The 21,748-nt window shown below is 70.4% G+C and carries 17 protein-coding genes; 5 read left to right on the top strand and 12 right to left on the bottom strand.

Annotated elements, in window-relative coordinates:
• Window positions 1-106: 106 nt before the first annotated feature.
• From C8E96_RS19580 to mraZ, 4 genes are all read right to left on the bottom strand, one after another.
• On the bottom strand, window positions 107-1,954 hold the full coding sequence (locus tag C8E96_RS19580; RefSeq protein ID WP_091374381.1) for a peptidoglycan D,D-transpeptidase FtsI family protein: 1,848 nt from the start codon (window positions 1,952-1,954) through the stop codon (window positions 107-109).
• Between the two features lie 2,011 nt (window positions 1,955-3,965).
• The gene (locus tag C8E96_RS19570; RefSeq protein ID WP_091374378.1) at window positions 3,966-5,312 is read right to left on the bottom strand and encodes a hypothetical protein; all 1,347 of its coding nucleotides are present in this window, start codon (window positions 5,310-5,312) and stop codon (window positions 3,966-3,968) included.
• Window positions 5,309-6,265, bottom strand: a complete 957-nt coding sequence (rsmH, locus tag C8E96_RS19565; RefSeq protein ID WP_091374374.1) for a 16S rRNA (cytosine(1402)-N(4))-methyltransferase RsmH — start codon at window positions 6,263-6,265, stop codon at window positions 5,309-5,311. The genes C8E96_RS19570 and rsmH overlap by 4 nt, the downstream gene beginning before the upstream one ends.
• 154 nt (window positions 6,266-6,419) lie before the next feature.
• Entirely contained in the window at window positions 6,420-6,851 is a 432-nt protein-coding gene (gene mraZ / locus C8E96_RS19560) for a division/cell wall cluster transcriptional repressor MraZ (protein ID WP_091374372.1), read from the bottom strand.
• 720 nt (window positions 6,852-7,571) lie between these two features.
• Here mraZ and C8E96_RS19555 point away from each other — a divergent pair.
• The 3 genes from C8E96_RS19555 to C8E96_RS19545 all read left to right on the top strand — a co-directional run bounded on the left by C8E96_RS19555 (window position 7,572) and on the right by C8E96_RS19545 (window position 12,315).
• Window positions 7,572-8,591: an AAA family ATPase gene (locus tag C8E96_RS19555; protein ID WP_091375528.1), complete on the top strand. Its 1,020-nt coding sequence runs from the start codon at window positions 7,572-7,574 to the stop codon at window positions 8,589-8,591.
• Between the two features lie 9 nt (window positions 8,592-8,600).
• Window positions 8,601-9,866, top strand: coding sequence for a DUF58 domain-containing protein (locus C8E96_RS19550; RefSeq protein ID WP_091374370.1), 1,266 nt, complete (start codon window positions 8,601-8,603; stop codon window positions 9,864-9,866).
• Window positions 9,867-9,927: 61 nt separating this feature from the next.
• On the top strand, window positions 9,928-12,315 hold the full coding sequence (locus tag C8E96_RS19545) for a transglutaminase family protein (RefSeq protein WP_091574647.1): 2,388 nt from the start codon (window positions 9,928-9,930) through the stop codon (window positions 12,313-12,315).
• A gap of 183 nt (window positions 12,316-12,498) precedes the next feature.
• On the opposite strand, the gene C8E96_RS19540 is transcribed toward C8E96_RS19545, so the two are convergent.
• Both C8E96_RS19540 and C8E96_RS19535 read right to left on the bottom strand, forming a co-directional pair.
• Window positions 12,499-12,906, bottom strand: a complete 408-nt coding sequence (locus C8E96_RS19540) for a DUF3040 domain-containing protein (RefSeq protein WP_091371475.1) — start codon at window positions 12,904-12,906, stop codon at window positions 12,499-12,501.
• 134 nt (window positions 12,907-13,040) lie between these two features.
• Window positions 13,041-15,041: an acyl-CoA dehydrogenase family protein gene (locus tag C8E96_RS19535; protein ID WP_091371477.1), complete on the bottom strand. Its 2,001-nt coding sequence runs from the start codon at window positions 15,039-15,041 to the stop codon at window positions 13,041-13,043.
• 180 nt (window positions 15,042-15,221) lie between these two features.
• On the opposite strand from C8E96_RS19535, the gene C8E96_RS19530 reads away from it, so the two are divergent.
• Window positions 15,222-16,232 carry a PHP domain-containing protein gene (locus C8E96_RS19530; protein ID WP_091371479.1) on the top strand — a complete coding sequence of 337 codons (1,011 nt, stop codon included), beginning with the start codon at window positions 15,222-15,224 and terminating at the stop codon, window positions 16,230-16,232.
• Between the two features lie 546 nt (window positions 16,233-16,778).
• Here C8E96_RS19530 and C8E96_RS19525 read toward each other — a convergent pair.
• Window positions 16,779-17,216, bottom strand: a complete 438-nt coding sequence (locus tag C8E96_RS19525) for an ATP-binding protein (RefSeq protein WP_091371481.1) — start codon at window positions 17,214-17,216, stop codon at window positions 16,779-16,781.
• 91 nt (window positions 17,217-17,307) lie between these two features.
• Window positions 17,308-17,619, bottom strand: a complete 312-nt coding sequence (locus C8E96_RS19520) for an STAS domain-containing protein (RefSeq protein ID WP_166658053.1) — start codon at window positions 17,617-17,619, stop codon at window positions 17,308-17,310.
• A gap of 156 nt (window positions 17,620-17,775) precedes the next feature.
• Here C8E96_RS19520 and C8E96_RS19515 point away from each other — a divergent pair, with 156 nt between their 5' ends.
• A complete protein-coding gene (locus C8E96_RS19515; protein WP_091371486.1) occupies window positions 17,776-18,072 on the top strand; it encodes a WhiB family transcriptional regulator in 297 nt (98 codons plus the stop codon).
• Window positions 18,073-18,076: 4 nt separating this feature from the next.
• Here C8E96_RS19515 and C8E96_RS19510 read toward each other — a convergent pair whose 3' ends face one another.
• The 4 genes from C8E96_RS19510 to C8E96_RS19495 all read right to left on the bottom strand — a co-directional run bounded on the left by C8E96_RS19510 (window position 18,077) and on the right by C8E96_RS19495 (window position 21,717).
• Window positions 18,077-18,835 (bottom strand): SigB/SigF/SigG family RNA polymerase sigma factor, encoded by a 759-nt coding sequence (locus C8E96_RS19510; RefSeq protein WP_091371488.1) that lies wholly within the window; start codon window positions 18,833-18,835, stop codon window positions 18,077-18,079.
• Window positions 18,832-19,263 carry an ATP-binding protein gene (locus C8E96_RS19505; RefSeq protein WP_091371490.1) on the bottom strand — a complete coding sequence of 144 codons (432 nt, stop codon included), beginning with the start codon at window positions 19,261-19,263 and terminating at the stop codon, window positions 18,832-18,834. Before C8E96_RS19505 ends, C8E96_RS19510 begins: the two co-directional genes overlap by 4 nt.
• 161 nt (window positions 19,264-19,424) lie before the next feature.
• The gene (locus C8E96_RS19500; RefSeq protein ID WP_091371493.1) at window positions 19,425-20,378 is read right to left on the bottom strand and encodes a hypothetical protein; all 954 of its coding nucleotides are present in this window, start codon (window positions 20,376-20,378) and stop codon (window positions 19,425-19,427) included.
• A gap of 133 nt (window positions 20,379-20,511) precedes the next feature.
• Window positions 20,512-21,717, bottom strand: coding sequence for a hypothetical protein (locus tag C8E96_RS19495; RefSeq protein ID WP_091371495.1), 1,206 nt, complete (start codon window positions 21,715-21,717; stop codon window positions 20,512-20,514).
• Between the last annotated feature and the right edge of the window lie 31 nt (window positions 21,718-21,748).

Raw genomic sequence — 21,748 nt, 5'->3', positions numbered from 1 at the left:
TATGGTCGAACGCATGTTCGAACATCTGCCGCACACGCTCCGGGCCACGGTCCGGAGCGTGGCGGCATGTCCGCCGGCGACTGTCCTCAGCGGACTGTTCGGGCGGTCACTTGACGAGCGGCACGATCGGCGTCGGCTCCTTCGACATGGGGATGTTGTAGCGCTGGGTCAGGAACGAGGCCACATCGTGGAAGAACGGCGCGGCGCTGTGCCCCTCGGGCGTCGAGTAGACCGGGGTGTCGTAGACCATGCCGACGACGAAGCGCGGGTTGTCCGCGGGCAGGATGCCCGCGAACGTGATCCAGTACTTCGAGTCGCTGTAGCGGCCCGCCGCCTTGTCGAACTGCTGCGCGGTACCGGTCTTGCCCGAGATCTGGTAGCCGGTGACGGCCGCGACTGGCGCGGTGCCGCTGTTGCCGTTGGGCGCTTTCTGTGTCACGGCACGGAACATGTCGCGAGTCGTCTTCGCCGTCTCCGGGGAGACCACGCGAATCCCTTCCGGACGCGGCTCTTCCACCCGCGTCCCATCCGGCCGCACGGTCGCCCGCACGATCCGCGGCGGGACGCGAACCCCATCGTTGGCCAGGGTTTGATACATCCCGGCCATCTGCAGCACGGTCATCGACAGACCCTGGCCGATCGGCAGGTTGCCGAAGGTGCTGCCGGACCACTGCTTCTGCGGCAGCAGCGAACCGGGGCTCTCACCGGGAAGGCCGATGCCGGTCCGGGTGCCCAGGCCGAGCTTGCCCAGCAGTTCGGCGAACCTGGTCTCGTTGATCTCCTTGGCCAGCAGCAGAGTGCCCACGTTGGACGACTTGGCGAAGATGCCGGTCGTGGTCATGTTGAGCCTGCCGTGGTCCCACGCGTCCCTGATCACCCGGTCGGCGACCTTGATGGAGTCGGGCACGGAGTGCACGGCGTCCGGCGTGGTGATGCCGTATTCGATCGCGCCCATGGCGGTGACGACCTTGTTGACCGACCCCGGCTCGAACGGCGTGGTCACCGACGGGTCGGACATCGACTTCGGATCCACGCCACCGGGCGCGGCCGGGTCGAAGGCCTTGTCGTTGGCCAGCGCGTAGACCTCACCGGTCTTCGCGTCCATCACTACCGCGCTGACCCGCTTGGATCCGCTTCGCTGCCCGTATTCCGCTGTCTTCTGCTGCAGGAAGAACTGCAGGTCGGCGTCGATCGTCAGCTCCATGTCCGAGCCGTCGACCGCGGCCTGCAGATCACGGCCGCGACCGGGGATGACGGCATCGGTGCGTTCCCCGGTCTCGACCATCTGCTTGCCCGGCTTGCCTGCCAGCAGGTTGTCCCGGAAAAGTTCCAAGCCGCTGAGCCCGTGCAGGCTGTGGTTCGCCGGGACCGGGTCTTCCATCCGCCAGTTGGCCCGCCCCAGGATGTTCGACGCGAGGCTGCCCGCCGGGTACTCCCGTTGAGCACGGTATTCGAGGTTGAGGAAAGGGAACTTCTCCTGGAGCTCACGAGCCTTGGCGGGTTCGACCTTGTCGACCAGGTAGACGAACTTCTTGTCCGAGCGCAGCTTCGCCAGCACCTCGGCCTCCACCACCTGGTCCCCCAACACCTCCCGCATCCGCTTGGCCAGCTCCGCGGTCTCCTTGTCGAAGTCCAACTGCTCGTTCGGGTGCGTCTTGTTCCACTTGTCGATCTCGACGCGATGGGCGACAGGCCGGTAGGCCAACGCTCGGGCCTCGACGGAGAACGCCAGCTCCACGCCGTTGCGGTCGACGATCGACCCGCGGTGCGCGGGAATCGGGATGGTCATCGCCCGCTGCTGCTCGGCGCGAGCGGCGAGCGCCTCACCTTCGAAGATCTGGACCTGCACCAGCTTCAGCCCGGCGGTCACCAGCGACGCGATCAACAAGAACCGGATCACCACCACCCGCACACGGTGATCGGTGCCCTGCGCGCGCTTGCGGACCTGCCGCATCCGCCCCGGCGCGGGCGACGGTCGCACGGCCGGCCCGCGACCGGTCGTGCCCCACGGCCGGGCACCGCCCGACCCACCGGCACCAGTCCCCCTCCGGAGGGCGCCCGCGGCCCGCTGGGCGACACCGCCCCGAGCGGCACCGCCAGTCGGTCTGCCTTGCCCAGCCACACTTCCCCGCCGTCCGGCGCCCGCGGCCCCCGCCTGCCCACGACGCGCGGCACCCTTGCCGACCGGTTCTCCCCCACGCGCACCGGAACGCGGCCACTCGGCACCGCCGGAACCCGCACCACGGCTCACCGAGCGCGAACCACCCGCGCCGGACGGCTCCTCGCCATAGCGGCGACCACGGTCGCCTGTCGGACCGTCCCCGTACCGGGAACCACCCTTGCCCACGGGGGCATCCCGGTAACCAGAACCGCCCTTACCAACCGGGCCGTCCCCATACCGGGAGCCTCTTTTGCCCACGGGACCCCCGCCGTAGCGCGAGCGACCCTTGCCCACGGGACCATCCCCGTAGCCAGAGCCACCCTTGCCCACAGGACCATCCCCGTAGCCAGAGCCACCCTTGCCCACAGGACCATCCCCGTAGCCAGAGCCACCCTTGCCCACAGGACCATCCCCGTAGCCAGAGCCACCCTTGCCCACAGGACCATCCCCGTAGCCAGAGCCACCCTTGCCTACCGCGCCATCCCCGTACCGAGAACCTCTCTTGCCGACCGGGCCATCTCCGTAGCCGGAGCCACCCTTCCCCACCGGTCCATCGGCATACCGCGAGCCCTTGCCCACCGGGCCGCCACGGCGTCCGGCCGAGCCGGGATCGTCCCACCCACCCGCTCCACCGCGGGGGTTGCCACCGGTCGCTCCGCGGCGACCGCTGGATCCGTTCGGGACCCCGTGTCCTCGTGGCGCACCGCCGGGCTGCCCGCTGCCACTCCTACCGCGAGAACCTGTCGAACCCCGCGGGTCGGTATCCCACGGCCCAACACCGAAACCGCGTCCGGAATCCCCCGGATCGGCGCCATATCCCGGAGAACGGCGACGATCGTCGTCCGGTCCGTCGTACCGGTCCGACATCAGCCGCCACCTCCCTGTGTGGCACCTACCGCTCGATCCACGACTCCCCCTCGCGACAACCCACTCACCGAACACCCAAATCCGTCACCACTGGTCCGGTCACCGATCGCCGCACCGAACCCCCCGGCGCGACCACCCCACGCGGTCCCGAAACACCTACCCAAGATCACTTCTTCGGCGCGCAGCCGACGACATCGCTCACCTGAACGAGAGGCGACCTCACGACCAAATCGCCCACGCACACCAATTCGCGCGGTCAAGCCCGACAACTCACCCGCGGGCACCACATCACCCGACGCTCGGCCTACCAACGGTCCGGACGAACCAGCCATCACGGCACGCACACCACACGCAACCAACGACCCAGCCGAACCCGACGCCTCAGCACCCACCCCACACGCCAGCCACCGTCCGAGCGAACCCGACACAGCACCACGCGCAACCAACGACCCAGCCGAACCCGACGCCTCAGCACCCACCCCACACGCCAGCCACCGTCCGAGCGAACCCGACACAGCACCACGCGCAACCAACGACCCAGCCGAACCCGACGCCTCAGCACCCACCCCACACGCCAGCCACCGTCCGAGCGAACCCGACACAGCACCACGCGCAACCAACAGCCCGGCCGAACCCGACACCACATCGCCCACACCACGCGCCCTTGACGGACCGCGCGCACCAAGCGCCGCAGCGCCCACGCCAGGCTCTACCGACGAGCGATGCGCATCGGGTGCCACCGCACCCGACCCACGTCCGGAACGCCCCGAAACCGGCACGACCGCACCCCCCTTTGGCGAGGTGTGCGAAACGGCCGTCAAAGCACCGAGGCCCCGCGCCGCGGGGGGCGGCGTGGGGCTTGGGGTGGAGACGATCACGCTCCCGCCGGTGGTGGCGGGAGCGTCAGCGCGGGGCGCGCCTCGTGGGGCGGCGGTCATCAGCCGCCGCCTGGCACGGGGGCCTCCGCGCCGCCGGGGGGGGTGTGACCTGCCGCGGGTGGTGTGGCGCCGGCGGGCGGTGCACCGGCCGCCGGAGGCTGCTGGGCGCCTGCCGCCGGGGGCTGTTGCGTGCCTGCCGCGGGCGGTGCGCCCGCGGCGGGAGGCTGCGCGCCCGCGGCGGGCGGGGGCTGGGCTCCCGCGGCCGGGTCAGCGGGCGGCGCGGGTGGCGGGGGCGGGGCCTGGACCGGCTTCGCCTCGCCGACGACCGTCACCGCGCCGTCCGGGCCGACCACGATGCGGGCCGGGTCGCCCGCGGGGACCATGCCGAGTTGGCGGGCGCGCTCGGCCAGCACTGAGGCGGACTCCTTCTTGGTCACCTCGCGCTGGAGTTGGGCGGCCTGTTCGGCCAGGCGGTTGGCTTCCTCTTTGGCGTACTCGAGGCGGTACGAGTCGGCGACCGCCTGCGTGGTCAGCCACAGCGTGGCCGCGACACCGACGGCGAGCAGCGCCATGATCAGCACGACGAAGGAGGCACGACCGGAAGCGACTTCCTCATCGGAGACCTTGGTGCGGGCAACCGATCCGTGGCCGTCGCGATGCGCGCGGCGGGCGTAGGCGCGTTCGGCGGCGGCGGTGCGGGGGCGCGACGGGCCGGTGACTCGTTCCGGGCGGTCGACGCTCGGTGTGCGCGCGGGCTTCGGGGGCGCGTCGACGGTGGCCGTCGCCGTGCCTGACGCGGTGAGGTCGGCGACGCCGCCGTGGGTGCGGACCGGGACCTCCGGCTCACCAACCGTGACGCGAGCCGAGCCGGTGGCCGCGCGCGAACGAGCCCCGCGCGAGCCGACGCCGTCCGTCTGGGAACGGCTGGATCCGCGCGAACGAACCCCACGCGACCCCACGGAGGCACCATCGACGTCAGAAGCGCGCGAGCGGGCGCCCCGAGAAGCACCGTCCACCTCGGACCGGGTGGACGCGCGCGAACGGCCCGCGCGGGAGCGGGTGGGCTCGGCGGTGTCGTCGGGTTCCGCATCGGACGCGGCCCGGGAGCGGGTGGTGCCGCGGCGGGAGCGGCGGTCGGTGGACGGGTCGACGTCCGTGCCACGACGCGACCCCGTGCGGCGGCGGGAGCCCGCGTCCTCATCCGCGGTCGCGCGGGTGCCCGCTGAAGCTTCGTCGGCGGGCGAACGGCGACGGCGTGCGCGGCCGGGGCGTTCGTCCGTGGCCGCGGCCTCCGAGGAGGCAACAGCGGCAACAGCGGCAACAGCGTCGACGGCCTCATCGAGGGATTTGTCGGTCGGCTTCGTGGCTGCTCGCGCGGAGTTCTTGTTGCGCGTGGGTGCGGTCATGATGCCTCCCGAATTCGTTCGGCGGCGCGCAGTCGGACGGACTGGGCGCGGGAGTTGCGTTCGATCTCCTGCTCGTCGGCCTGCTCCGCACCCCTGGTCAGCATGCGGATCTGGGGGCCGTGGCCGGGCAGTTCGACCGGAAGTCCTTCGGGCGTGGTCGACTTCGCGAGGTCGGCCATGGCCCTCTTGACGATCCGGTCCTCCAGGGACTGGTAGGACTCCACCACGATCCGGCCACCCACCCGCAGCGCCGACAACGCCGCCGGGATGGCGCGGCGCAGGACGTCGAGTTCGGCGTTGACCTCGATGCGCAGTGCCTGGAAGGTGCGCTTCGCGGGGTGGCCGCCGGTGCGGCGCGAGGCCGCGGGTACGGCGGAGTAGAGCAGCTCGACCAGCCTGGCGCTGTTGGTGAACGGCTCCTTCTCGCGTTCGTTCACGACCGCGCGGACGATCCGCGTCGCGAACTTCTCCTCGCCGTACTCGCGCAGGATCCGGACCAGCTCCCCCGGCGCGTACGTGTTGAGCACGTCCGCCGCCGTCGGGCCGGTGGTCGGGTCCATCCGCATGTCGAGCGGCGAGTCCTTCGAGTAGGCGAAGCCGCGCTCGGCCACGTCCAACTGCATCGACGAGACGCCGAGGTCGAAGAGCACACCATCCACGCGCGACAGTCCCAGACCGTCGATGGCCTCCTGGATGCCGTCGTAGACGGTGTGCACGAGGTGGACCCGGTCGCCGTGGCGCGCGAGGCGTTCACGGGACATCGCGAGGGCGTTGGGGTCACGGTCCAGACCGACGAGCGTGAGCTCCGGGTGCGCAACCAACAAGGCGTCGGCGTGGCCGCCGAGCCCTAGAGTGGCGTCGACAAGGACAGCGGGGCGGCCGGACAGAGCCGGATCGAACAGCTCCAAGATCCGGTCCAGCAGCACCGGCACGTGCCGCGGCTGCTCCGTCATGTGGCCACACCCCCTTTCCACTTTCCGGCCCAAAAGGCCGGGTGCCGCCAGGTCCCCGCCCGCTCGTCGAACCTGGCACCGGGGAAGGTGCGCCAGGGCCGAAAGCGAGCGGACCGAGGCCTCACGGCACCCGCGTCCTCTGCTCCCCCCACACTCAGAACACGCCGGGCAGCACCTCCTCCCGAGCCTGGGAGTAGCTGTCCTCGTGCTCGTCCAGGTAGGTCTGCCACGCTTGCGCGTCCCAGATCTCCAGCCTGGTGATCGCCCCGATGACCACGCACTCCTTGGTCAGCCCGGCATAGCGCCGGAGTTCCGGTGCGACCGCGATCCGGCCCTGGCTGTCCGGACGCTGCTCGTCGGTCCCCGCGAACAGGTACCGCTGGTAGGCCCGGACGGCCTCGTTCGTCAAAGGTGCGGCAGCGACCTTGCGCGCCATCTCCTCGAACTCCGCGCGCGGAAACACGTAGAGGCAGTGATCCTGACCCTTCGTGACCATGAGTCCACCCGCGAGAGCTTCTCGGAACTTGGCCGGCAGTGTCAGCCGCCCCTTGTCGTCGAGCTTGGGGGTGTGCGTGCCGAGGAACATCCGGACACTCACCTCCCCACCGAACCGGTCGGATCGGTCATGAGGCTCCCGTCTGCCCCACTTGGCGCCACAGTACCCCACTTTTCACCACAGTCAACGCGAAATGGCATGGTTCGACCCAGCCGTGGATGACGTTTTCCCAGCTAGAAGGCGCGAAGGCGCAGTGGGGGGCGGTGGGGGACCTGACCGTCGCGGGTGATCTCCCACCCTTCAAGATCGCGCGAAATCCGCACGCAACCCCGCGTTATCCCGCGCGTCCTTCGGTATGTGGGGCTCTGTGGGGAGCTTTGTGGGGGATGGAGCGCGGGCCGGTGGGTGATCGTGGGGTGGGCGCGCGGCTGTGGCCGGGCGCCCCATCGCTCAGCGTGAGCACGGCCCACGCCGGTAGCGGAGTCGCGACCGCGACCGCGAGGCGGGAGCGCCCGATCATGGCCGTAGCCCGCCTGGCACTATCCACACCGGGCCAGAACCCACCGGCTTCCCCGGAAACTCTGGGGTACTTCGCCCTGGTTTGACACACTCCATGGAAGGCTGTCGCGGCCACGGACGTGGCTGGCGACGTCAGGCGCCGAGCGCGTCCACGCCCGGATCGGGCGATGGATTCCCGGACAGCCGTTTTGAGACGCATCAGGAGGTCGCGTGACGTCAAGTTCCCCCGCCGCTCTGCCTGGGCATCCCCCGTACGGCGGCGGCCAAGGGCAAGAGCCGCAGTTGGGGCCGATCTCCGGGTACGCGGGCCAGCCGGACGGGCTCCGGCCCGGCAGGCTCGACGAACTGCATGTCTGCGCGCAGCGGATCGCCGCGAATGTGGAGCGGGTGCTGGTCGGCAAGCCCGAGGTGGTGCGGATCGCCCTGGTCACCCTGCTCGCCGAGGGTCACCTGCTGGTTGAAGACGTGCCCGGCGTCGGCAAGACGTCGCTGGCCAAGGCGCTCGCGCGGTCCATCGACTGCTCGGTGAGCCGGATCCAGTTCACCCCCGACCTGCTGCCCAGCGACGTCACCGGCGTGTCGATCTTCAACCGGCAGACCAACGAGTTCGAGTTCCGGCCCGGTCCGGTGTTCGCGAACATCGTCGTGGGCGACGAGATCAACCGCGCCTCGCCGAAGACCCAGTCCGCGCTGCTGGAATGCATGGAAGAGCAGCAGGTCACCGTCGACGGCAAGACCTTCGAGCTGCAGTCGCCGTTCATGGTGATCGCCACCCAGAACCCGATCGAGATGGAGGGCACCTACGCCCTCCCCGAGGCGCAGCGCGACCGGTTCACCGCGCGCGTGTCGATCGGCTATCCGGACCCGCAGGCCGAGCTGGCGATGGTCGACGAGCACGCGGGCCATGACGTGTTCAAGACCCTCAAGCCGGTGTCGGACGCCGAGCAGGTCCGCGGGCTGATCGAGACCGTCCGCGGTGTCCAGATCGCCCATGAGGTGCGCCGCTACGCCGTCGAGCTCGTCTCGGCGACCCGCAGGCTCTCGGAGATCCGGGTCGGCGCCTCCCCCCGCTCGACGCTGCACCTGGTGCGGGCCGCGCGGGCGCAGGCGGCGCTGTCGGGCCGCGACTACGTCGTGCCGGACGATATCCACCTGGTGGCGATCCCGGTTCTGGCGCACCGGCTCAACCTCACCCCTGAGGCGCAGGCCGCGCGCCGGTCCCCCGCCGAGCTCATCCGCGGTCTGATCCAGCGCGTGCCGGTCCCGCAGGCGGAGCCGAGCGCGCAATGGGCCGCCCGCGGCCGTCAGTAGGAGTGGTCCATGCGCGGTGCGCTGTCGGGGCTGACCACGCGGGGCCGGTGTCTGCTGGCCGCGGGGGTCGCCGCCGCGCTGTGTTCGGTGGTGCTCAACGAGCGTGACCTGCTCCGGGTCGCGGTGTTCGTGGTGGCGCTGCCGCTGATCGTCTGCCTGATCACGGCGGTGGCCAGGGTCGGCCTGCACGCGGAGCGCCAGATCGCCCCCGCGCGCGTGCCCGTGGGCGGGCGCGCGGAAGTCGCGCTGACAGTGCGCAGCACCGGCAGGCTGCCCACGGGCGGGCTCCTCATCTCCGACGGCGTGCCCTACGCGCTGGGCGGCAAGCCCCGGTTCGTCATCGAGCACCTGCCCCGGCACACCGGCACCCAGCTGCGGTACGCGGTGCAGCCGATGCTGCGCGGCATCCAGCAGCTGGGGCCGCTCAAGGCGACGATCACCGACCCGTTCGGCCTCGCGGAGTTCGAACGGGAGCTAGCGCGGACGTCGCGGCTCGTCGTGGTGCCCCGGGTGGTGCCGCTCAGCGGTGTGCCGGGCGGCTCGGGTCTGGGCTCGGGCGACGACGGCTCGATCCGGCTCAACGCGGGCCACGGTGAGGACGACGCCATCGTGCGCCCCTACCGGCAGGGCGACGACCTGCGCAAGGTCCACTGGCGTTCCACGGCCAAGCGCGACGAGATGATGGTCCGGGTCGAGGAGAGCCCGTGGCGCGGCGGCACGACCGTGCTGCTCGACCACCGGGTGTCGGGCCACCGCGGCACCGGCGCGAGCTCCAGTCTGGAGTGGGCGGTGTCGTTCGCCGCCAGCATCTGCGTGCACCTGCACCGCTACGGCCAGCAGATCCGCCTGGTGACCGAGACCGGCAGCGTCCTGGTGAGCGACGCGGGCGACGGCAGCCACAGCGACAACGCCGTGCTGGACGCGCTCGCCGCGCTGCAGCCGATCCACCAGCGGGAGATCAACTGCCCGGCGGACCCCGGCCACGGCCAGGAGCTGATCGCGATCATCGGCGCGGCGACCCCGGAGTCGGTGGGCCAGCTGATCAGGTACCGGACCCGTGGGACGCGCAGTCTCGCGGTTCTGCTCGACACCTCGGCCTGGGGATCGGCAGAGGGGCCGGAAGCCGATCCCCAGGGCACGGCCACCCTGCTGTCGGCGGCCGGGTGGGGCGTGACGATCGCGCGCCCGGACACCCCGATGGCCGGGGTGTGGGGCAGCGTGTGCCGCAACAGCCACAAGCGCGGCGACAGCATGATCGCGGGGTTCGGCCAGTGATCACAGTGGACGACAGAGCCTTGGACGACAGAACACCGTGCACCACCCCGGGGGTCGGGCGATGAGCGAGCAGACGACTCCGCAGGCGCAGTGGTCGGTGACGGTCACCCCGGTGATCGCCGCGATCACGACGCTGTGCGCCTCCAGCGCCCTCGCGGGTGTGATCGACGGGATGCGCTGGCTGGGCTATGCCGGTATCGCGGTGATCGTGGTGACGGCGACCGGCCTGGCGCTGCGGGCGATCCGCACGCCGACCCTCGTGGTCGGCCTCGCGCAGATGGTCGCGCTGCTGTTCCTGGTCGTCGCGCTGTTCACCAACAGCGGAATCCTCGGGGTGATACCCGGCCCGAAGGCGTTCGCCGAGCTCGGCGAGGTGCTCCGCAAGTCCGTCGACGCGGTGCAGACCGGGGTTCCCCCGGTGCCTGCCTCGACGCCCATGCTCTGCCTGGTGGTGATCGCGATCGGGTTGGTCGCGGTCCTCGTCGACACCCTCGCGGTCTCGGCGGGCGCGCCCGCCGCCTGCGGGCTCGTGCTGCTCTGCGTCTACGCCGTGCCCGCGTCGCTGGCCGACGAACTGCTGCCCTGGTGGTCCTTCGTGCTCGGCGCGACGTCGTTCGCGCTGCTGCTGGCCGTCGACGGCGCGCACCGCCACCAGCAGTGGCGCAACCGGCCCGCGCTGCCGGACACGGCGGCGGCGTTCGGCTCCCCGACGACGATGGTGTCCTCCGCCCTGGTGCTGGGCCTGCTCGCCGGCGTGGTGGTCACGGGCATCGGCACGGTCGGCGGCCTGCCCGGCGGGAGCGGCGGCGGCGGCGGTGGCGGCGGCCTGGCCCTCAAGCCGTTCACGGCGCTGCGCGGCATGCTCGACCAGGGGACGAACGTCGAACTGTTCCGGGTGCGGGGCCTGGGCAACGAGGGCCGCTACCTGCGGGCGATGACGCTGCCCCGCTACGACCGCAACGGCGGCTGGACCGCCGCGGACGCCCTGCCCGACGACATCCCGGCCGACAGCGACCTGCCGCCGGCCCCCGGCGACGACGGCGGCGGCACGATCACCCGGATCTCCATCGAGCCGATCAACTCCCAGGACCTGTGGGCGCCGGTCTACGGGATCCCGCGCAAGCTGCGGGACATCCCGAAGGGCATGTTCTACGACCAGAGCGGCGGCATGGTCTATTCGCGCAACTCGCGCAAGCTGCCCACGTATGTCGAAGAGGCCGACATGAGTCAGCCCACCGCGGCCGACCTGCGGCTGGCCGGGTACGACTTCGGCGAGATCGACCCGGTCTACCTGGCGGGCGACGGCATCGACCCCGAGGTGGTGGCGCTCGCGAAGCAGATCACCGACGGCAAGACGACGATGTTCGACAAGGCTCTGGCCCTGCAGAAACACTTCGAGCGGTCCAACGGGTTCGACTACAAGACGAAGACCGGGACGTCGAGCGACGAGGACGCGCTCAAGGAGTTCCTGTTCCGGTCCAAGATCGGGTACTGCGAGCAGTACGCCTCGGCGATGGCCATCCTGGCGCGCGCGGCGGGTATCCCTTCGCGGGTCGCGATCGGCTACACGGCGGGCTTCCAGTCCGGCGACTACCGGTCGATCACGACGCAGGACGCGCACGCGTGGGTCGAGGTGTTCTTCCCCGCCCAGGGCTGGGTCACGTTCGATCCGACGCCGCTGTCGGACGGCCGCACCTATGAGGCGCCGTACACGACCAGCGACCCGAACACCGAGACCTCGACGCCCGTCTCGGAGTCGGCCGTGCCGTCGGAGTCCGCCGCGCCGAGCACGTCGGCTCAGCAGAACCCCGACGACCAGACGGACCCCGGGAACGAGGCAGCGATCCCCGGCGAGAGCACCGGGTCGATCCCCTGGCAGCTCTTCGCGGCGCTGATCTGCGCGCTGCTTCTGGTCGCGGCGATGGCGGTCGCGCATTTCCGGCGCGACCTGCTGAAGTTCGCCGTGCCGGTGGTGGCGGCGCTGGGGACGCTGACGGTGTTCTTCCTCGCGTCCATCCTGTCCTGGTGGCTGGCCGTGCTGGTCCTCGTGCTCGTGGCGGCGATCGTGCCCGCGATGGTCCGGGAGTGGTGGCGGCACGACCGGCGGCACGCGGTGCTCGCGGGCAGCCCAGCCTCGGCGAGCGCGGCGTGGACCGAGCTGATGGCCGAGTCCTGGGACCGGGGCGCGTCGCTGTCCGACGCCGACACCGTCCGCACGGCCGCGCGCAGGATGTCGCGGGAACACAACCTGGATGAGGGCGGCAAGCAGGCGCTCCGAACCGTGGTGAGTTCGGTGGAGCGGTCCTGGTACGGCGGACGAACCGAGGACCCGGCGCTGGCGCAGGCGTTCGACGAGGTCGTCAGCGGACTGCGGCGCACCGCTCCCCTGCCGTGGAAGGCCCGCCTGCTGCCCCGCTCAGTGGTGCAGCCCCGCCGCACGAAGCGCTAGGCCCGGACAAAGCGAAGGTGGCCAAGGGACCTAGATCCCAAGACCACCCAAAGCTTGCTTCCCTGACTAACCCGACGTCTACGGACCCGCACCTAAGGGGACCGCGACGACAGCCGACCACGGTACCCACCAACTGAACCGTTCCCCGGCAGGTGACCAAAGCTCAAATTCCGGGGAGGCGGGCTAGTGCTCGCCGTCGAAGCGCTTCTTGAAGCGCTCTTCCATTCGCTGGGAGAACGAACTGCGCCGGTGGGCGGACTCGCCGCCTGGCGGACGCTGGCCTTCGCCCTCTTCGGACGCGGCGTCGCCGCCGTGTCGCAGGGCCGTCAGCGTGAGCAGAGCGCCGACGAACATCACCAAGAAGCCGAGCAGGCTCACCACCGGGATGTCCGCCGGTTTGAACGGCACCATCACACCGACGACGAGCAGCGCCACGCCCAGGACGAACAGGGCGATGCCCTGCAGCCTGCGCCGTCGGGACGGCTTGCGTAGGCGGGCACCTCGAACAGTGGAGGCGAACTTGGGATCCTCGGCGTAGAGAGCGCGCTCGATCTGGTCGAGCAGTCGCTGCTCGTGCTCGGAGAGTGGCATATTTTCCTCCTCCGGCACAGCGGTCGCGGGCGCCGGGCGATCACGGTTGCCGCCGGACCCGGCGGGCACCCCGCAGTGGGGGTGTCAGTGTCCAGGATACGGGCCTTTCCTGGCCAGGACTACCCGATCCTCGATCACGGTGTCACAGCTTCTTCGGAGTCCTCCATACGGGGTAGTTCGCGGGCCCCGTGCGAGCGCTGCGCGTCCTGGCGGTCGCGTTCGGCACCGAGCGCGATGGGGGCGCCGACCATGCTGTCCGGGATGGCGAACGCCTCCACGAGCGTGCCCGCGTGGGGGCGCAGATGGGCGCAGAGTTCATTGACGGCGCTGGTCACGGCCTTGGCGCGGGCGGTGGTGAGGCGACCGTGGCCGAGGAACCAGTCGAGGTCGGCCTCGATGTTGCTGAGCACGTGGAGGTCGCAGAGACGGTCGAGCAACTGTGTGACGGCCGGACCGGTGCAGCGGTCGATCGCGGCGACGAAAGCCTCCAGCACGACCCGGTCGATGTGGACCCGGGCCGCACGCAGGACGTGGTCTTGCGCACGATTGAAGATGGCGAACGAGTCCGCGCCCTCCTCCCCCGCCCGGCGCAGGCGGCGGGCGAGGGTGTCGAGGACATGTTTCTCGCGGTCCTCGAACAGCTTCAGGTGCCAGCCCCGCTCCAGCAGGTCGGTCTCTTCGTCCTGGGTGGTGACCGCGTTGATGAGCCGGTCGATGAGCCCGCGGGCGGCGGTGCGCTCGAGCACGGTCCCGAGGACTTGGTCGGTGATGAACCGGGCCATGCCCGCGCTGCCGAGGGCGTGCAGGTGCTGCTGGTAGCCGGTGAGCAGGCCCTTCGCGACCAGTTGGAGCAGGACGGTGTTGTCGCCCTCGAAGGTCGTGAACACGTCGGTGTCGGCCTTGATACCGGGCAGCCGGTTCTCCGCCAGGTAGCCCGCGCCGCCGCAGGCCTCCCGGCAGGTCTGGACGGTTTTGGTGGCGTGCCAGGTGGCGATCGCCTTGATGCCCGCCGCCCGCGACTCGAGTTCGCGCTGCGCCCGGTCGTCGGCGTCGGTTCGGCGGTCGTGCAGGGTGGTGACGAGTTCCTCCTGGGCGAAGTGCAGGCCGTAGGTGGTCGCCAGGGCGGGCAGCAGCTTGCGCTGGTGGGCGAGGTAGTCCAGGAGGACGACCTCGTCGCCGGTCTCCGGGTTCTCGAACTGGCGGCGGACCTGCGCGTAGCGCACGGCGATCTTCAGCGCGGTCTTCGTCGCGCTGCCCGCGGCGCCCGCGACGCTGATCCGGCCGCGGATGAGGGTGCCGAGCATGGTGAAGAACCGCTTGGAGTCGCCATCGATGGGGCTGCTGTAGGTGCCGTCGGGGGCCACGTCGCCGTAGCGGTTGAGCAGGGCGTCGCGCGGCACGCGAACGTTGTCGAACCAGAGCCTGCCGTTGTCGACGCCGTTGAGCCCGGCCTTGCGCCCGCAGTCCTCGATCCGCACGCCGCGGGCCGGCTCGCCGGTCTCGGTGCGGATGGGCACCAGCAGCGCGTGCACCCCTCGGGACTCGCCACCGGTGAGCAGTTGGGCGAAGACCACGGCCATCCTGCCGTCGCGGGCCGCGTTGCCGATGTACTCCTTGCGGGCGCCCTCGTGTGGTGTGTGGACGACGAATTCGCCGGTGGCCGGGTCGTAGGTCGCGGTGGTGCGCAGGTGCTGGACGTCGGAGCCGTGCCCGGTCTCGGTCATCGCGAAGCAGCCGGGCAGGTCGAGGTCCATGATCGCGCGCAGGTAGCGCTCGTGATGGGTCTCGGTGCCCAGCGCTTCCACGGCGCCGCCGAACAGACCCCACTGGACGCCCGCCTTGACCATGACCGACAGGTCGCCGAAGCCGAGCATCTCGAACGCGGTGAGCGCGGCTCCGGTGTCCGCCTCGCCGCCGTACTCCTTGGGGAACCCGGCGCGCGGGTACCCGGAGGCGACGAGCGCGCGCAGGGAGTCGAGGACCTGGGCGCGGTGCTCCTCGGTCGGGAGGTCGACCGGCGGCGCGGGCAACTCGGACATCCGGACGCGGGCGTCACGGCGGACGTGCGCCCACCGTCCGTCGAGCAGGTCGGTCAGCGCGGACGGGGCGACAGGCGCGGTGGCCGGGATGTCCATCGGTGCTCCTTTCGGCCCTTCGAACGCTAGGCCCTACCGGACAAACCCGCCGCTCTGCCCGACCGGCACCTAAGGGGACCGTGACGAGACTCGACGACGGTCACCACCGAGCGCATCCATAACGCGGCCCGGGGAGGCGGAACAGTCGCGAGTGTCGCCTGGCGATGGTTAATTGGGTTCATGGATCCTGTGGCGGCCCTCAAGCAGATCGCGCTGTTCCTGGAGCGGTCGGGCGAGCCGACCTACAAGGTGCGCGCGTTCCGCAAAGCCGCCGCGATCGTCGCCGACCTGCCCCCTGGCGAACTCGACAAGCGGGTGCGGGCGGGCACCCTCACCGCGCTGCCCGGCATCGGCAAGTCGACGGCCGCCGCGATCACCGAAGCGGTGACGGGCGGCGAGCCCGGGTACCTCACCAAACTGACCGAGGGCGCACAGGGACCGGTCGCGGGCGGCGCCCAGCTGAGAGCCGCCCTGCGCGGCGACTGCCACACGCACTCGGACTGGTCCGACGGCGGCAGCCCGATCCGGGAGATGGCCGAGGCGGCGATCGCGCTCGGCCACGAATGGATGGCGCTGACCGACCACTCCCCCCGGCTGAAGGTGGCGAACGGGCTCAGCGCCGAGCGGCTGCGCAGGCAGTTGGAGGTGGTGGCCGAGCTGAACGTGGAGCTGGCGCCGTTCCTGATCCTGACCGGCATCGAGGTCGACATCCTGCTCGACGGCGGCCTCGACCAGACCGATGAGCTGCTCGCGGAGGTCGATGTGGTGGTGGCCAGCGTGCACTCGAAGCTGCGCATGCCGAAGGCGGAGATGACCGAGCGGATGCTGACCGCCGTGGCCAACCCGCACACCGACATCCTGGGGCACTGCACCGGCAGGCTGGTGACCGGCCGAGGCCGCCCGGAGTCCACCTTCGACGCCGAGTCGGTGTTCGCCGCGTGCGTCGAGTACGGGGTGGCGGTGGAGATCAATTCCCGCCCGGAACGCCTGGACCCGCCGCGGCGGCTGCTGAGCCTGGCCGCCGAGATCGGGTGCCAGTTCGCGATCGACACTGACGCTCACGCGCCGGGGCAGCTGGATTGGCTGCCTTATGGGTGTGAACGGGCTGAGGAGTGTGGGATCGGGGCGGACCGGGTGATCAATAGTCGGACGGCTGACGATTTGTTGACGGGGATCGCTTCGCGGAAATAGCTTCGGATCGCCGGGCTGGTTTGCTGGAGGGCTGCTGGCGGGCTGGTTCGGCCGCGGGCTGGTGGCGGTGGTGCCTGTTTGGGTGGTTCGCCTTGATTCGGGGACCCCGGAGAAGGACCTGCGCGGGTAAAGCGGGCAGGGTGAAGAAACTGCCCCGCGCCGGGCGAGTTTAGGTCCTTCTCCCCCCGAATCAAGGCGAACCACCCAAACAGGCCTTTCTGTTGGGCCCCTTGGGTTTGCGGGTGGGTGCATGGGCTACATGGTTTGCGTGGGATCGGCCCTTGCCTTGGCGGTGGGGTAAGCAGCCTTGCGGGTCCACGCGGGATCAACCCCATGCCTCGCGGGTGAGATCAGCAACCTTGCGGATCCACGCAGAATCGACCCATGCCTCGCGAGTGAGATCAACAGCCCTGCGGATCCACGCAGGATCAACCCCACGATGTCTTCGCGGGTGAGGTCAGCCGTTTCTGTGGCGGCGGCCCGGGCCCGTGTTCGGGTGTGCGTCCACCCATCCACCTTTCCGGCCAGGGTCGCGCGAAAGGGTGTTCAGTGGTGTGCGGGCGGGCGCGAGTGCACGGACGGCACCGGCGCGCTCGCGGGGACGAAAGGGAACTCCGCCCACACCCACTTCCCGCCGGGGGCGAGTTGCCAGCCCCAGGACGTGCTCAGCGCTTCGACGATCGTGAGGCCCCGGCTGCGCGGGGCCAGGACTTCCCTGTCCCCGCTCACCGGGGCGCCCGGGCCCTCGTCGCGGACACGCAGCAGGACGCGGCTTTCCAGCAGGCGGAGGTCCACGGTGATCTCTCCGCGCCCGTGTTCCATCGCGTTCGTGACCAGTTCCGAGGTGGCGAGGACGACGTCAGCGGTGAGCGCCTCGTCGCACGCCCAGGACCGGAGGGCGGCGCTGACGAAGTCGCGCGCCTCACCCGCCGACCGGGTGGTCGGCAGAAGGCGGGCGATTAACTCTGCCCGGTCATCCACCATGTCGCCGCCCCTTGCTGGAGTCCACGCACCACCCTCCCCGTGGGTCTGGGGGTGCACTCGCTCTGAGATACCCCGACCGGGGGACCTTGAATCACGAATTTCTTGCGAGCCCGAACACCTCGGCAAGGCCCGTGATCTCGATGATTCGGCGAACTCGGTCGTGCGGCTCACGCAGGGTCATCGACAGCCCCGACCCATCCGCCCGGCGCCGCGCGGCCACGAGGACCCGCAGGCCCGCGGAGTCCATGAACTCGACTTTCGACAGGTCGACGCACACACCGGTGGCGCCGGAGGACGAGAGCGCCTCGTCGAGTGCCTGTTCGAGCCGGGGCGACGTGGCGAGGTCGACCTCGCCCTCCACGGACACGATCACCGGGTCGAGACCCTCGCTGTTGATCTCCACTATCGATCCTTTCCGACCGGGTAATTCGGGTTTGTCACCGAGTTTTTCGCAGCGTCGATCACTGTGAGGACGCTGAGCACAGTTTGGTCCATGCGGGCACCGGGTATCTGATGATCACTTCCCCGCGCGATGGCGGGGCCACGAGGAAGGGTCACGATGGCCGAGATCACCCGCCTGCCCAAGCCCGTCACGACCGAGTGGGAATGGCAGACCAAGGGATCCTGCCGCGGGGTCGACAGCGTGGTCTTCTTCCACCCCGACGCCGAGCGCGGACCGGCGAGGGCCGCGCGCGAAGCCCGCGCCAAAGCGATCTGCCGTGCCTGCCCGGTGCTCGAGCAGTGCCGCGAACACGCCCTGAGCGTCCAGGAGCCGTACGGCATCTGGGGCGCGATGGGCGAGGGCGAGCGGCGGGCGCTGATCGCCCACCGCCGCAGGCAGATTCGGGTCGGCTGATCCATCAGCGCACCATGCTGTCCTCGCCGAGGCCCGCGCGCAGTCGGTCGAGGATCTTCGTGAGCAGCCGTGAGACCTGCATCTGCGAGACGCCGACGCGACGGGCGATGTCGGCCTGGCTCATCCCGCGGACGAACCTGAGCAGGATGATCTTCTGCTCACGCTCGGTGAGTTCGGCCAGCAGCGGCTGCAGCGCCCGGCGGTTGTCGACCTGGTTCAGCTCGTCGTCCTCGTAGCCGAACCGGTCGCCGTTGGGTTCGGCGAGCCGCGCGTCGAGCGAGGTGCCCTCCTTGGACGCGCCCGCCATGAGCGTCTCGTAGACCTGTTCCCTGGTCAGCCCCAGGTGGTCGGCCAGTTCGCTGGGCTTGGGCGCGCGACCCAGCTGCTGGGTGAGCTCGGCGCGGCCCGTGGCGACTGTGACGTGCAGCTCCTTGAGCTGGCGCGGCACCCGCACGGCCCAGCCGGTGTCACGGAAGTGCCTGCGCAGCTCCCCCATGATCGTCGGTATGGCGAAGCCGTAGAAGTTGCCCTTGGTGGGCTCGAACCGGTCGATGGACTTGATCAGCCCGATCGTGGCGACTTGGACCAGATCTTCCAGCTGGTCGCCGCGGCGGTCGAACTTGCGCGCGAGGTTGCGGGCGAGGTCCATGTAGGCCTCGACCAACTCGGTGCGCAGCGCGACCCGACGTGGATCACCGTCGGGGAGACGGGCCAACTTGTCGAACCGGGCGTCCTCGCGCTGCGTGGCGTGGGACTCGCTCACCGCGCCGCCGCTTCCCCGGTGCGGGTCACCAACTCGATGGACACGCGGTGTCCGTCCCCCGTCGCCTCGACGTTCTCGGTGACCGACGACGCGAGCGCGGTCAGGATCTGCCAGCTCATCCGGTCCGCCGACGGCGGCATCGGGCTCTTGGCGTCGACGTGCACCCGCACCCGCAGCGTGTCCTCGAGCAGGTCGAACGAGCAGAACAGCGACGAGTCCGCCACGGCCGCCCGGACGAGCAGCGAGCACGCCTCATCGACCGCCATGCGCACGTCCTCGATGGCGTCGAGATCGAAATCGAGGCGCATCGCGATGTCCGCCGCGAACGAGCGGATCAACGGCACCTGTTCGGCGTCGGCGCTCACCCGCACGTCGGCGCCGCGCACTCCCGACGCGTGAGCCGCCGCATTGGTCTCGACCTCTGACACTTGTTCCTCCTGGCGCTTCTGGTCCGATCCGGCAACGTACCGCGCCGGACGAGGCGAAGCGGGGTGGCGGCGCTCTGGCGCCGCCACCCCGCTCGCGATGACGCGTTCGCACGCGCGGATCCGGATGCTGTGTACCCCCGGCGCGCGCGCGTCAAACTCCGCTAACGGTAGGAGTTTCGGGTGTAGGTGAGGCTGAAGGAGCCCTCCCCGGCGAAGTACTGGGCCACGAGGTAGGCGGGGTCGGTGGCGATGGTGCCGCGCGGGATGTCGCTGCCGTCGTTGCCGTCGTCCCAGCCCCACGGGGCGTTCGCGGCGTTGTCCTTGCCGTTGTCGCCACGGAAGGTGCCGTAACTGGCGAAAGTCACGGCGTTCGCGCGACGCGCCCACAGGCCGTCGGCGGCGAAGACGTTCACCAACTGGTAGCCGACGGAGCGGTCGTTGCCGCTCGACGGCACCTCCGCGGTGCCGCTCGGGTAGTAGACGACGCCGTCGCCGCCGGGGAACTCGGCGCCGTTCCAGGCGTAGACGCCGTGGCCCTTCGCCTCCTGGCGGGTGGTGGGATGCGCCGCACCGTTGTAGGTCCGCATCGGCACCGTGCCGTCGACGTTCTCCCGGCCGCTGGTGAACGTGCTGCCGGAGGGGACGTAGGAGTAGAAGTCGGTGTGCGCGACGGTCACCATGGCCTCGAACCTGCCGTAGGGCGTCCCGTCACGGCGCACGGTGAGGACGACGCCTTCCATGTCGTTCTCGTGCGTGTAGATACTGAAAGGGTCAGAGAAGTCCTCCCAGTCGCGCGGGTGGTAGAAGCCGTAGCCGAGGAACCAGTGGGTCGAGGTCTCCACGACCGAGTAGTAGACCGTGCCGGTCATGCGCGAGAGCACATCGTCCTGGTGCTCCCAGTTGTTCAGGGTGTCCCACTCGAGATCGAAATCGATCTTGGACAGGTAGTCGGCGTCGTAATCGGACGAGTCGGTGTCCTGGTAGTGGATCGGCGCCCAGCGGGTCGCCAGTTCCAGGTCGGTGACCGCGGCCGCGGCGGGCGCGGTGGCCACGAGCAGGGACGCGGTGGTGATCAGACCCGCGCCCAGCGCGGCCAAGCGGCGTAAGGACTTCATCAGCTGCTACCTCCGGTGATCTCGGCGTAGCGAGTTGATTACCGGAGGTGCGCGTCGTCGTGGTGTTTTCGGGGCGAACGAGTGCCGTGCGCGAGATGATCAGTGCGGGATAGGGGTTCGTCGTCGGGGTGGCTCAGAGCAGGGTCCACCGGGTGGCGCGGTGCAGATGGCCCGCGTAGTACGGATACGGCGCGATGGGCCGGGAACAGGTGCCGACGATCAGGCCCGAGTCGGTGATCCCGGTGACCGCCACCGACGTCGGGCCTTGGTATGGGGTGACCAGGAGCAACGCGGGAAGTGTCGTCATCTTCCCCGCGCGGAGCAGGAAACCCGAACCGCCGAACGCGCTGGTGGTGCCGACGATGTCGCCGTTGTCGTTGATCGCCGACGGGCTGGTCCCGGTGTCGCCGATGACCACCGGGCGAAGTCCGCGCCACACGACCGCCTTGCTTGGGCCGCCGGACGTGCGGGCCCGGCCGATGATCTCGCCGCGCTCGTTGATCGCGTGCTCGCCTCCGGCGACGCCGCTGTCCACGCCGCCGAGGGTGTCCAGGAGCACGACCTCATCGCCCTGCCACAGCACCGCGCGCCACTCGGTGAAGTTCGGATTGCCGGAGGTCGGCCGGATCTCGATGACACCCGCGATCTGGCCGGCGTCGTTCATCCCGCGCACTTCGGCTTCGTTGATCGACAGGCCGGCGGGGTTCGGCAGGCGAACGCACCCGGCGGGGTCGCAGCGCACCGCGTAGGCCTGGCCGCCGTCCTTGGCGGTCAAGGCGACCTGTCCGAGGTTGTTGATGTCACCCCGGCGGTACTGCGGCAGGTGCCCGAGCGGTTTAGGGGTGCCCGGCACCGCCAGCGGAGTGAAGCCGCCGCTCGGCCGCCAGACACCGATGGCCGCGCCCGACGACACGAGCGCCTCACCGCGGTCATTGACCGCCACGGCGACAGAGTCTTCGCCCGCCGGAGCCAAGTCGACCGACGTGCCGTCGGGACGCCACAGCCGGGCGGTCTTGTCGCTCCAGTCGCCTTGGTAGCCGACGACCACGTCGGTGCCGTTGACCGCGAGCGGGTTGGCGCCGGGGCCGAGATCGGTGACCTTGCCGTTCTTCCAGGTCGCGCCCCGCACGTCGGTCTCACCCGGCCCGGTGCCGCTCTGCCCGATCACCACGCCGCTGTCGCCGTAATCGGTGACCCAGGCGTTGCGTCCGAGCTGGGTGGAACCCATGTCGACCGGGACCGCGATCCCCAGCAACTCGGCCTGGGCGCTCGGCGTCACCGCCGCTCCGATAGCCACGAGCACACCGATGATCGCCGATCGACGCCGGGTGATTCTCACGGATGATCCCCTCCCAAGACTATTCGGCAAA

The organism is Actinokineospora alba, assembly GCF_004362515.1.
Taxonomy (GTDB): domain Bacteria; phylum Actinomycetota; class Actinomycetes; order Mycobacteriales; family Pseudonocardiaceae; genus Actinokineospora; species Actinokineospora alba.
The sequence above is the reverse complement of the archived record's forward strand: the minus strand, read 5'-3'. Positions and strand labels throughout refer to the sequence as shown.